The sequence below is a fragment of the Nostoc sp. C117 genome (genome assembly GCF_043099735.1).
Classification (GTDB): Bacteria; Cyanobacteriota; Cyanobacteriia; order Cyanobacteriales; family Nostocaceae; genus Nostoc.
Map to the genome: position 1 here is coordinate 6,518,238 of NZ_CP170991.1, position 12,882 is coordinate 6,531,119.

Consider the following 12,882-nt stretch of genomic DNA (forward strand, 5'->3'; position numbering starts at 1 on the left):
GAAGATATTTTTCTCAAAAATATTTGTTCCCATTTTATATAGTTATTTAAACCTTAGAGTAACTCTTAAGAATTCCAGAAATATTCTAAAGATAGTAAAAATGATGATATTCCTCTATCTGAAGATAAACTTATTCATGAATAATATGGTAGTTCACTAATCAGCAAGAAAATATTTAGTGAACACTAACAAGTCATTTATCAAATAAATCTTAAGTAATTTGGAAGTATATGAGGTACAGAATTCTGGACTATAAATCAGATATAAACACTTTCTAAATCTGCCGACGTTCTCTATGAGACGCTAAAAGCTTAGCTTGCAACTCTTACAGAGTACCCGGAGTCCCTACCGCTGCGCTATCCTGCCTTCTGCCGAAGCTCGTAGACTTGCTACCGCTGCGCTATCCTACTTCTAAACCCACTTCATGTTAAGTCTCCAAGCCAGGTGTAAAGCCTGTTTTACTTCTGAATTCTATATATTCATTCTCACAGATGATCTTATGGAGATCGATTAATATCTAAAGATTTTTCATATTAGTTCTCTAGATAGATCGTGAATTTTGCAAACAGATTTTAATATAAACATAGTTAAACGAAACAAAAACAAACAACATTTTCGTGAAGAAAGGAGAAGTGGAATATTATGGGTAACATCATTGCTTGGTTAGTTTTGGGTTTAATTGCTGGTGCTTTAGCTAAATTCTTTTATCCAGGAACCCAAGGTGGCGGTATTCTCTCCACCATTGTCTTAGGAATTCTCGGTGCTGTAGTCGGCGGTTACTTAGGTCAGGTTTTGTTAGGTAGTGGTTCGGCAGCGGCCGCATCCGTAGGAGCTTTATCACTAGGAAGTATTTTATTTGCTGTTCTTGGTGCTATGCTATTGATTTTCCTTTGGGGATTACTAACTCGTAGCGCTGTGTAACTACCTCAGATCGGAATTTTGGGAATCATTTTGAGTCGCAAAAAATAGGTAAGATGACATTAGAAAAAGAGCGAAGATCTATAGGAGTTTTCGCTGAATTCTCAGATGCAGAATTGGCACTTCAGGAACTAAAAGCTGCTAATTTTCCAATGCAGAAAGTTTCTATAATTGCCCGGAACGCACAAAAACAAAGTGATATTGCTAGTATTGAAGTTAAAGAGAATACTGGCAATGCATCTGAGGAAAGTACTGGAGCTATTACTAGTGGTGCTTTAGCTAGTTTGACTAGCTTATTAGTTGGTACAGTTGTGTTGACACTTCATGGTATCGGCCCAGTCATGTTAGTCGGAGCAGAAGCAAGAGCGATCGCTACTACTTTAGCAGGTGGTGCGATCGGTTCAACAACTTGTGGTCTGCCAAGTGCTTTGCTAGCTTTAGGAATTCCCAAGGAACAAGCGCAGGATTATAGCGATTTAGTTTTCCAAGGTTACTATTTGGTCATAGTGACTGGTGTAGAAGTAGAAATTCGTTTTGCTAAGAGGGTTTTTAATCGCCATAGCATTCAACAATGGAGCGTTTATCAACCATACTTATCCCCGAAAAATCGCTATAAATATGGAGTTGGTGTTTTTTCTCGGCTTCACGATGTGGAAGCTACAATTACTGAACTCAGAAAAGCTGGCTTTCCTATGAGTCAAGTCTCACTAATTACTAAAGATAACTACAATGTTTTAGGAATCCCCGACACTCTCGTAAAATATTATGAAGAGCAATTGAACCTTGGCTATTTCCTTATATTGCTAAATACTACTGATATCTATATGGCAGGTGCAAGAGCTATTTTAGAGAGTAACAACATTCAACATTTTCGGATCTATAGCCAATTGGTAGTTAATGCAGCTAAAAACGATGTCTACGCCAGTTAATTAATAATCTCTAGCTAAATGTCAAACTTAATTTACTTTTATCCCCAGTTTCTCTCAGAAACTGGGGATACGATCGTTATTAAAAGATGATGTATATTTCCCAATATACCAATAAATTCTACTTTTTTATTTGCAAAATCTGTTTTTTAGATCAGTAACTGCACTGATAAAAACCAACTTTTGGGAATAAAATTAGATATTCCATATATACTGGAATAATAGTAATTTAATTATCTAAAGCAAAAAATAATTAGAATTTAAGGTGGTTGCTTATTTTGAAATAAGTTATACTATCTCAAGATTAAATATTAAACACCGATCCTCACAATAATATTATGCCATTATGCCAAATTTCTGCTTTTTTTTGAAAAAATAACATTTAAATAATTCAATATAGTAAAAAATATAAAAGAAGATGTAAATTTTGTGTTTGGCTCATACCTCTTACTTATCAGAACACTTACAAGAGCAACTTAAATAATTTAAATTAACTTTCGTAAATAATGTTGAATCGTTTGAAGATTGGAACCAAAATTGGAGCAGGTTTTGCCTTGAGCTTGGCAATTCTGAGTACGATTGGTTTAATCTCTTACCAAAGTACCAATGAGCTAATTGAAACTTCCCGCAAAGAAAACCACACTTACCAAGTGTTAAGTCAGCTTGAAGAACTCAACTTGCAACTGACAAATGCTGAAACTGGGCAACGTGGTTACATTATTACTGGAGAACAGCGTTATTTAGAACCTTATAATGCTGCCATACAAGCACTAAATCAAAAAATCAACGAACTTCAAAGGTTGACATCAGATAACCCCAATCAACAAAATCGGATTGATATTTTGCAGCCATTGCTAACCGAGAGAATGACTGTAATGAAAGATGTCATTAATCTACGGCAAAGTAAGGGCTTAGAAGCTGCCCAACAAGCTGTGTTGACAGATCGGGGTAAGCAGTTGATGGATCAGATCCAGAAACTTATCCAAGCAATGAAAAATGAGGAGAATTTACTCTTAAAGCAGCGCTCTGAGAGGGCACGGGCAGCTGCCCAACAAACTATTGCCAATATTATTTATAGTATTCCTCTATTTTCTCTAATCTTGGCTACGATCGGATTTATCCTCACCAGGCATATTTCAGTACCGCTGAAGCGAGTTTCTGATTTGGCTCAAAAGGTCGCGGAAGGTGATTTATCGGTGAGTTTATTAGATAGCGATCGCCAAGACGAAATCGGCGTACTGAAACGAACTTTCAGCCAGATGATTGTTAATTTGCGAAATACAACTCAAAAAAATGACGAGCAAAACTGGCTAAAATCTAACTTGGCTGAATTTACCCAGATGCTCCAAGGGCAGCGAAATCTAGAAAGTGTGTCTAGGATGATATTGTCAAATCTAGCACCGCTAGTTGGGGCAACTCAGGGCATTTTTTATATCATGGACTCAACAGACGACCAGCCTTTATTGAAATTGTTGAGTAGTTATGCTTACAAAGAGCGTAAAAATCTGGCAAATCAGTTTCGATTAGGGGAGGGATTGGTAGGACAATGCGCCTTAGAAAAACAAAGAATTCTCTTAATGGAAGTTCCCAGTGACTATATCCGCATCAGTTCCGGCTTGGGAGAAGCTCCACCACTGAATATTATTGTGTTACCCATACTATTTGAAACTCAGGTAAATGCTGTAATTGAACTTGCCTCTTTTCAACCTTTTAGCGAACTTCACCTTTCATTTCTAGAGCAATTGAGTGAAATTTTGGGTGTCTTTTTAAATAACATTGCCTCACAATTCCAAACTCAGCAACTACTTGAAGAATCTGTTGCTTTAACAGAGGAACTCCAAACCCAGCAAGAAGAACTACAGCAGAGCAATCAACGGCTAGAAGAACAAGCTCAAGAATTGCAAGAATCACAATTTCTTGTCAAGCAGTCCAACGAAGAATTACAGCAACTCAACGAAGAGTTAGAAGAAAAAGCAGAACTATTAGAAATCCAAAATCAAGAAGTTGCCCGCAAAAACCAGGAGATTGAAGGGGCAAGGCAGTCATTAGAAGAAAAAGCTGAGCAACTGGAATTATCTTCTAAATATAAGTCAGAATTTTTGGCGAATATGTCCCATGAGTTACGGACACCACTAAATAGCCTGTTAATTTTAGCAAGATTGTTATCAGATAATTCAGGTAACAACTTGACCGATAAACAAGTAGAATATAGCCGGACAATTTATTCTGCCGGGACTGATTTACTGGAGTTAATTAATGACATTTTAGATTTGGCAAAAATTGAGTCGGGTACTATGTTACTAAACATTGAGCAAGTTGCCTTTACGGATTTGCAAACATCTTTAGACCATACTTTCGCTCAAGTTGCCCAAAATCAAAAACTCAGTTTTGCCATTGAATTGGACGACAATTTACCCCCGGTAATTTCTACCGACTCCAAACGCTTGCAACAAGTTCTAAAAAATCTCCTAGCCAACGCCTTTAAGTTTACTGAACAAGGAGGCGTCAAGTTAAAAATTAGTATGGCAACTGAGAAATCCAGGGTTGATAATCCGATGGTTGCTTTTGCAGTCACGGATACAGGTATTGGCATTCCAGCCGAAAAACAGAGGATTATTTTCGAGGCATTTCAGCAAGCAGATGGCACAACTAGCCGCAGGTATGGCGGAACTGGCTTGGGCTTGTCCATCAGCCGTGAACTAGCTCAACTTTTGGGCGGGAGAATTGAACTAGTCAGCCAACCAGAACACGGAAGTACTTTCACTCTCTACTTACCGCTGATAGAAAAAGGGGAAATGGGAAGACGGGCGGCTTTAGAAAAAACACAAAGTCGAGTTGAGGGAAAGGGAGAAATAGCTAAAAATGTTCTCACCACTTTAGTGCATTCCACCTCCAAAATGCCGCCGATTGAAAGCCGAACCACTTCTGTGGACATTTCTCCATCAGCGAAAGTGGTTCCCACCCCCAACCCAATCCCAGACGATCGCGAAATAATTGAATCAGGCGATCGCGTTTTGCTGATTATTGAAGATGACGATAAATTTGCTCGCATCTTATTAGATATGGCACGTCAGCAGGGCTTTAAAGGAATTGTTGCTTTACAGAGTAAACAAGGTCTAACACTGGCGCAACAGTTTAAGCCAAATGCAATTATGCTAGATATTTATATGCCTGAGATGGATGGTTGGACGGTGCTAGATCGTCTCAAGCATAACCCAGACACCAGACACATACCAGTACACATACTTTCTGTAGATGAAAGACAGCAACGGGGATTACAACTAGGAGCAATTACTTATCTACAAAAACCTGTTTCTCCAGAAGACCTAAATCAGGTATTAACAGAGATTAAAGGCTTTATTGAGCGTCAGGTAAAAAATCTTTTAGTAGTAGAAGATGACCGCATACAAGCTCAAAGTATTATTGAATTGATTGGTAATAACGATGTCCATAGTACAGCTGTGGGTACGGGAGCAGAAGCACTCGAAATATTGCGATCGCAACATTTTGATTGTATGGTACTGGATTTAGGTCTGCCCGATATGACGGGATTTGCACTGATTGAGCAGATCAAACTTGAACCCAGGCTGATGAAACTACCGATCATCGTCTACACCGGCAAAGAACTAAGCCGACAAGAAGAAACCAAACTGCGGGGGCTAGCAGAGACAATTATTATTAAAAATGTGCGATCGCCAGAACGGTTATTAGACGAAACAGCCCTGTTTTTGCACCGAGTACAAGCAAATTTGCCACCACCTAAGCGGCAAATTCTCGAACAGCTACACCAAACCGATCCGGTGCTAGCTAATCGGAAAATTTTGATTGTCGATGATGACTTACGAAATATCTTTGCCATCACCAGCTTTTTAGAAAGCTATCACATGCAAGTGCTGTTTGCTGAAAATGGCAGAGATGGCATCAAGAAACTGCAAGCTAATCCTGACATCAATATTGTTTTGATGGACATCATGATGCCAGAAATGGACGGTTACGAAACCACCCGCGTCATCCGCCAGCAACCACAGTTTCGCTCATTACCAATAATTGCTTTAACTGCCAAAGCCATGCCAGGCGATCGCGAAAAGTGCATCGAGGCTGGAGCCTCTGACTATATCACTAAACCTGTAGATACCGAGCAACTGCTTTCACTGCTCCGCGTTTGGTTGTATAGGTGAGGGGATTGGGGATTGGGGATTGGGAATTAGGCGTTAGGAGTTTTGTTTATCTCCTTGTCCCCTTGTCACCATCTTTAGTTAAAACAATATCAATGACACGAAATTCATTTCAATAATAAAATAATTTATAGAACTTCTATCTTTTGACGAAATAACTCTGTTTCATGCAACTTTTTAGGTTATTTCTCTAGATAAAACATCTTTCTCTCGGTGGATAGGTGTACTTACATTAATATACCTGTTATGTTTCCAATATGACAATAGTAAGACAAACCCCCTTAAACACATCAGTCAGTTCTCCAGAAAAATTAGCAGAAAAGTATATTGAAGCAGAGCGTATGCATGATGTTCTGCTATTACTGCAAAATCTGATTAACAGTGAAGAAGCCACTGTGAAACTTATTCTGGATTGTCTGTATGATGTTGGCTCAGTCAACCTAATCAACCAAAAGCTGCGGGTACAACCTCTAAACAGGTTGATGAAATTAATTGCCCGAATGTCCAAACCAGTTTTTAGAATCTTAGCTTTTAATTGGTTTAAAAAGAACTGTCCGCAACTGATTGCTGATTGGTTACACTCTCAGGTAACTTTTGGAACTCCCCAAGCCAGACCCCAAGAACTAGCGATCGAAGTTGCACAAGTTAAACCATATTCTACATCACAGACAGAAATTCTCAGCCAAGAGATTAAAAATCTGCGTTACCAGGTGAGATGGCTAGCTGGAATTTCCATAATTGCGATCGCTGTTTTAGGAGTAACAGCCACTTGGTTAAAATAATTCGTTATGATGCTCCTACGCTAAACGTAATTCGTAATTTATAGGACTTATACACGAGTTGAGCAATAATAATCCCCAGAGGATTCTGAGAAATAAGAGTTTTATTTCTGAATTTACTTGAGTAGGAAGGAAACAGAATTAAGAAAATAGAAGTAATTAAGTTTTGTAACGGGTAGTGAAAAATATCTGTAAAACTTACCTATGAAAAACGAGACCCAGAATCTAAACCCTGAGAGTTTGTTAAAAGTAGCACCAATATCAAACTTAATCGATCCACTAAGCTATTTTAGAGGTAAGATTCACTTGGGTTATAAAACCCTACCAGCTAGCTTAAAATCTAAATCATAAAAATCATCTAAAGCCGACAAACATTATTTGAAAATCCCATTCAGAGATGGGCTATTAACTATTAATTACAAATTACGTTACTGTAGCGTTAGTAAGTATTCGAGCGTCATTACGAATTATGAATGATTATGACTTTGCTCAAACCCAGCTTGGAGGACATCGAAATATATCTGCTTTTGGAAGGGGTGTATCAATACTATGGTTACGATTTCCGTAATTATGCTCTTTCCTCATTGAAGCGGCGCATTCAAGGCTTTATGCAGTTAGAAGGGTTAACAAATATTTCTGCATTGCAAGAACGGTTACTGCACAACCGTGCATATCTAGAACGATTTTTACTGGCTTTGACAGTAAATGTAACATCCATGTTTCGCGATCCTAGCTTTTATAACACCTTCAGAAATCAAGTTATCCCATTCTTACAGACCTATCCATTTATTCGCATCTGGCACGCTGGATGTTCCAGCGGTGAAGAAGTCTACTCAATGGCAATTCTGCTGCAAGAAGAAGGACTTTATCATCGTTGCCGCATATATGCAACTGATACCAACGAAAAGGTATTACAAAATGCCAAAACTGGTATTTTTTCGCTAAAATTAATGCAGGAATATACACACCTTTACCTAAAAGCAGGGGGCAAAAAATCTTTTTCTGAATACTATACGGCAGCTTATGACAATGCTATTTTTCGATCGTCCTTAAGAGAAAATATTGTCTTTGCACAGCATAATCTAGCAACAGATAGCTCTTTTAATGAGTTTAATGTTATCCTGTGTCGGAATGTGCTGATATATTTCAACCAGATACTTCAAAAGCGGGTACATGAACTGTTTTATAATAGCCTCTGCACTTTTGGTATCTTGGGTTTAGGAAGACAAGAATCCATTAGATTCACTTCCTATGAGCAGCATTATGAAGAGCTAATCAAAGGTGAAAAGCTGTATAGAAAAATCGGGATGTAATAAGATTGTTTAGACTGAGGTGATGATGCAGAGCAAATGTTAATTAGAATATTTATACTGGGTAAATTTTAACATTCTGATATTTTTACCAAAAAATACTATTAAAAAAAACCATTAACTTGGATTATAAATAAAGATTTTATGGCAAACACTCTTTCAATTACCGATTCGCTACTTCCTAATCCTGTACCAAAATCAACTATTATTCGTTTAGAAAATATATATAAAATCTACGGTACTGGTGAAACTGAAGTCAAAGCACTCAATGATGTGAATTTGAGTATTCACAACGGTGAATATTGTTCAATTATGGGACCTTCTGGTTCAGGTAAATCCACAGCGATGAATATTATCGGCTGTTTAGATCGACCCACAGGCGGACATTATTACTTAGACAATATAGATGTAGCGCAAATGGATGATAAATCCTTGGCACACATTCGCAACAAAAAGCTAGGTTTTGTATTCCAACAATTCCACTTATTACCCCAACTGACAGCACTAGAAAATGTGATGCTGCCAATGGTGTATGCTAGGGTGACTCCTGGAGAAAGACGCGATCGCGCTACAGTTGCACTGACGCGAGTAGGTTTAGCAAATCGCCTCAACAATAAACCAACTCAACTATCTGGTGGACAACAGCAACGAGTGGCCATCGCCAGAGCGATCGTTAATCGTCCTGTGGTACTCTTAGCCGATGAACCCACAGGCGCACTTGATTCGCGCACAACCCAAGAAGTCTTAGATATCTTTGGCGAACTCAATGCTAGTGGGATCACCGTAGTCATGGTAACTCATGAACCAGAAGTTGCCCGTCAAACCCAGCGCATCATTTGGTTCCGTGATGGTCAAGTAGTACACTCTAACCTCACCCCAGCCGAATTGAATCATCTAGCTGTGTCATAAATGATTAAAGTCCTTGTACTGTTCTCTGCGGGACGCTCTCTGTAGGTTCCTCAGAGGGGTAGTTAGAACCCGCAGAGTAGGCAGACTTTACTTGTGTAGGCGTGGCTCGAAGTCCTCAGGACTGATTATAAACTTGTGGTTTTCCCAGTTTCTGCTTGTGTTGCGATCGGCTTAACATCGGTATAACCCAATTCACCAGCTATTGTACGGAACACCGAAATTTGCTCGTCAAACTCTAGTTTTTCTATTTCGGAAAGCAAATCATTAATTGCCTTAGCTGGCTGATAGGTGGCTGGTAATCCAACTACTGTATTTCCCATAGCTACCGCCCAAGCATACCAAACTAACAGCTGGTTGTTTTCTTTGATCGCTCCATAGGCACGAGAATATTCGGTATCTTTCCGATTAACTATATCTCGCATGATATCTAGTTGCTGCTCATCTGATAATTCAAAATAGTCACCTAACAGAAGTGGTGCTAATTCTGGTTCAGCCGCAGCTGGAGCAGCTGGCGTGATAGAATCACCCATTTTTTCATAAACAAAATAGAACCAGGCTAATTTGTCATCGGTATTTAACGCGTTAAACCCATCTACGACTTTTTGAGTTTCATTGCTTCGCGCTTGAGAAATAGTTTTATCGTAACTTGCAGTCATAATTTATCATCAATGGTAATTAAACAAGTCAACCTAAGTGTTAACAGAATTCGATAATCAGATTCTACTATCAATAGAAAGAGTTAAATGAATTGGGAATTACAGGTTTAATCCACCTTTTAATAGAGGTACAAATCTCTCGCAAGGAAGCAATAAAATACAGAATCATTTTGCTATTATTACCCCAGTAATAAAAAATTTACCTAAGGTTTTAATTATGTCTGATGAAGTAAAACCCAATGTTAATCAAGCTCCCACTCATGACGCTCAATTAGCTGCCGAAAGCATAGCTACTGGTGAAGAAAAAGCACCAAAGGTCGATTTTGAAGCTGATTATGCAGCCGCACAGCAATTTAGTGTTAGTGAAGTTGATCGCACAGGAAAAGGAGCATCAGCAGCCGAAGCCGCAACTGCTCCTAAATATAAAGTCCCTGAAACAAAAGAGATAAAAACTCAAGCTCAGTCAACAGGTAATCCTGATGATTATGTAGAGTTAGCTAAGGAAGTTGGAAATTCCCAAACTGAGGGTGTAGATAGTGTCAGTGACGATCTAGTAAAACAAGCTTTAGAAAAGGGTCAAGCGAAAAAGTAATACCATTTTGGATTATCAAAGAGTTATAACTAATCGCTTTGAGTACTCCATGTGTCGCAATCAGTCGCAATCATTAGTCACTAATAGTCAATAATTTTGATAACCGCAACTTTTTCTAGAAGTCGCGGTTATCAATCTGTTTTAAGTAAATGAATTTAGAATTCTGAATTATTACTTCATTACTTCTAATAGTTCGCTAGGTCGGTGAATTAAATAATCTGGATTTTGCTTAGCTAGAACTTCCGATGAGTTAAAGCCCCAAGTTACGGCAATTACTTGAATATTTGCTTTTTTTGATGCTTCTATATCTCTGGTTTCATCTCCAACATAAATCACTTCTTGAGGTTTAAGTTGTTTTTGCCTCAATACATTATTGATGATCGTTGTTTTACCAAAAATTGTAATTCCTGAATATATAAAATCAAATAAGTGATTTAAATCATTAATCCGGAGAAATTGTGTAACATTTTCTTTAGAATTAGAAGTGATGATTCCCAGCTTATACCCTTGAGCTTGAAGTTCTATTAATGCTTCTTTCATTCCCGGAATAGGCTTTAATTCTGGGATTTTCCTTTTTAATTCTCCTTTAACTTTTTTCACGAGAAAAGGTATTTTAAATAGAGAAACTCCAGAGTACTTAATAATTTCCCTAGATGTTAAGTTCTTGAGGAGAGCTAATTGGTCTGGAGTGATTTGTATATAACCAAAGTCTACAGCTAGACGATTAGCAATACTGACAAGGGCATCTACTGTATCGGCAATTGTGCCATCAAAATCAAAAATAATTACTTTTTGGGTCATCTCTGGCGTGGATGCGTCAAGATTAGCTCTAGCGTTGCGTCGTAACATTTCTGGTTTAATCCGCCGCAAGGCAGATGCTGGAAATCGTTTATCCCACTCCCGATCTGAGATTTGGGCTAATTCTAGCAGTTGGGGAGCAACATTCCCAGGATAAGGCCCAAATTCTGCCACATCAGTTATACAGGCAAAACGTTGATTCCAAGGACAAACATCTTGGCAGATATCGCAACCAGCAACCCAGCCTTGCAAGTTAGGTGTGAGTGTCTGTGGCAATTCTTCTGCCCGATTTTCAATCGTATGATAAGCAATGCAGCGATTAGCATCCACAATAAAAGGCTGAGTAATTGCACCTGTAGGACAAGCTTCAAGACAACGAGTACAACTACCGCAGTGTTCTGTATGGGGGCGATCGCTTTCTAGTTCCAAATTTGTCAACACTTCTCCTAAAAATACCCAAGAACCGTACTCGCGCGTAATCACATTACCATTTTTGGCAATCCAACCAATTCCGGCTTGTTGTGCCCACACTTTATCTTGTACTGGTCCAGTGTCTGCATAATAAATAGCCCGCACGCTTTGATCCAGTGATTCTAACCATGTGGCTAGCTGCTTGAGTTTTTTATGTATCACCTTGTGATAGTCTCTTCCCCACCCATAACGGGAAATTTTGGCATATTCTTCACCTTCAGGACGTTGATGTGGTGTGTAGTAATTCAATGCTACACACACTAGCGATCGCACTTCTGGCATCACTAACCGAATATCCTGACGCTTTGGATTCTTCATCCACTCCATATTGGCGTGATAACCCAGGGCTATCCATGCCTCCAACCTCTCTGTTTCTGTGGTATCTACCATATCTACAGCAGCAATTCCAACCTTATGAAAGCCCAACTCGCTGGCTTTTTCTTTCACTACGCTGCTGTTTACCGAACACTCATTCATTGTTTTATATTTGGATTTTGCCTAAATACAGGCGTAACAACTATACATTATTTAGTTATTTATTTGGATTAATATTTGTTGCTTCTTTTACATTGAGAATTCAGGAGTGATGATTGAAAAAAGAGATAAGGAGACAAATCAGATGGTGATTCAGACCCCACTTGATTTTAAGTCGAACAAATTATAACGCCTTGGCGGAGCGTTTCGGGCTCCCATCCTGACATCTGACATCAAAACTTCTATCGTGAGATATATTTCTACATACGTGGAAATATATCTCAACAGAGGCTTTCTTTTTACCTCTTTTTGTAATGAAATTAATATTTAGCTAGTATGATACAGGTAATACTATGACCTTTGCTGAATTTATATCCCCAGTAGAGGGGAAAACAGAATTCGAGATTGAGGGAATTACAGAAACAAGTGTAGTCCGTTATTTTCAAACATTAAATTCAGGAGAATTTGAGGTAACTGCCGCCTTATTTACCAAGGATGGTGTGATGCATCCACCATTTGAATCTGATATTCTTGGCACAGATGCGATCGCAGCTTACTTAAAACAAGAGGCCAAAAATATAAAAACCTACCCAAAAGCAGGAATAGCCGAGACTTTGGAAAACGGTAATATCCAAATCCAAGTCACAGGTAAAGCACAAAATTCTTGGTGTAGCGTAAATATCTTGTGGCTATTTATACTCAACCAACAAAGTCAAATTCTATATACTAGAATCAAACTTTTAGCTTCACCCCAAGAGCTACTTTCTTTACGTCGTGAGAACTAGCAACTAACCAATAATTATTCATTTATAATTCATAATTATGAAACTTGCTAATAATCGATAGAGACATAAAAGCACCCTAAGATCATTAG

10 protein-coding genes and 1 pseudogene are annotated in these 12,882 nt (G+C 38.5%); 8 read left to right on the top strand and 3 right to left on the bottom strand.

Annotated features, from left to right (window positions below; translation table 11 throughout):
• The first annotated feature begins 642 nt into the window (after positions 1-642).
• The 6 genes from ACFG4S_RS27985 (at position 643) to ACFG4S_RS28010 (ending at position 9,017) form a co-directional block, all read left to right on the top strand.
• Complete coding sequence (locus tag ACFG4S_RS27985; RefSeq protein ID WP_096540082.1) at positions 643-921, top strand: GlsB/YeaQ/YmgE family stress response membrane protein; 279 nt, start codon at positions 643-645, stop codon at positions 919-921.
• 53 nt (positions 922-974) lie between these two features.
• The gene (locus tag ACFG4S_RS27990; protein WP_392532179.1) at positions 975-1,847 is read left to right on the top strand and encodes a hypothetical protein; all 873 of its coding nucleotides are present in this window, start codon (positions 975-977) and stop codon (positions 1,845-1,847) included.
• 503 nt (positions 1,848-2,350) lie between these two features.
• Entirely contained in the window at positions 2,351-6,022 is a 3,672-nt protein-coding gene (locus ACFG4S_RS27995) for a response regulator (RefSeq protein ID WP_392532180.1), read from the top strand.
• A 254-nt stretch (positions 6,023-6,276) separates the two neighbouring features.
• Positions 6,277-6,801 (top strand): hypothetical protein, encoded by a 525-nt coding sequence (locus ACFG4S_RS28000; protein ID WP_392532181.1) that lies wholly within the window; start codon positions 6,277-6,279, stop codon positions 6,799-6,801.
• Between the two features lie 476 nt (positions 6,802-7,277).
• Positions 7,278-8,111 (top strand): CheR family methyltransferase, encoded by an 834-nt coding sequence (locus ACFG4S_RS28005; RefSeq protein WP_392532182.1) that lies wholly within the window; start codon positions 7,278-7,280, stop codon positions 8,109-8,111.
• 141 nt (positions 8,112-8,252) lie between these two features.
• Entirely contained in the window at positions 8,253-9,017 is a 765-nt protein-coding gene (locus ACFG4S_RS28010; RefSeq protein WP_392532183.1) for an ABC transporter ATP-binding protein, read from the top strand.
• Positions 9,018-9,142: 125 nt separating this feature from the next.
• Here ACFG4S_RS28010 and ACFG4S_RS28015 read toward each other — a convergent pair whose 3' ends face one another.
• A complete protein-coding gene (locus ACFG4S_RS28015; protein WP_392532184.1) occupies positions 9,143-9,673 on the bottom strand; it encodes an orange carotenoid protein N-terminal domain-containing protein in 531 nt (176 codons plus the stop codon).
• Between the two features lie 217 nt (positions 9,674-9,890).
• Here ACFG4S_RS28015 and ACFG4S_RS28020 point away from each other — a divergent pair, with 217 nt between their 5' ends.
• Positions 9,891-10,265, top strand: coding sequence for a hypothetical protein (locus ACFG4S_RS28020; RefSeq protein ID WP_392532185.1), 375 nt, complete (start codon positions 9,891-9,893; stop codon positions 10,263-10,265).
• A 171-nt stretch (positions 10,266-10,436) separates the two neighbouring features.
• Here ACFG4S_RS28020 and ACFG4S_RS28025 read toward each other — a convergent pair whose 3' ends face one another.
• Both ACFG4S_RS28025 and queG read right to left on the bottom strand, forming a co-directional pair.
• A complete protein-coding gene (locus ACFG4S_RS28025; RefSeq protein ID WP_392532186.1) occupies positions 10,437-11,066 on the bottom strand; it encodes an HAD-IA family hydrolase in 630 nt (209 codons plus the stop codon).
• Positions 11,041-12,011, bottom strand: a pseudogene (queG, locus tag ACFG4S_RS28030) (tRNA epoxyqueuosine(34) reductase QueG). The gene ACFG4S_RS28025 and the pseudogene queG overlap by 26 nt, the downstream one beginning before the upstream one ends.
• A 350-nt stretch (positions 12,012-12,361) precedes the next feature.
• On the opposite strand from queG, the gene ACFG4S_RS28035 reads away from it, so the two are divergent.
• Positions 12,362-12,793: a ketosteroid isomerase family protein gene (locus ACFG4S_RS28035; RefSeq protein WP_392532187.1), complete on the top strand. Its 432-nt coding sequence runs from the start codon at positions 12,362-12,364 to the stop codon at positions 12,791-12,793.
• Positions 12,794-12,882: the final 89 nt, after the last annotated feature.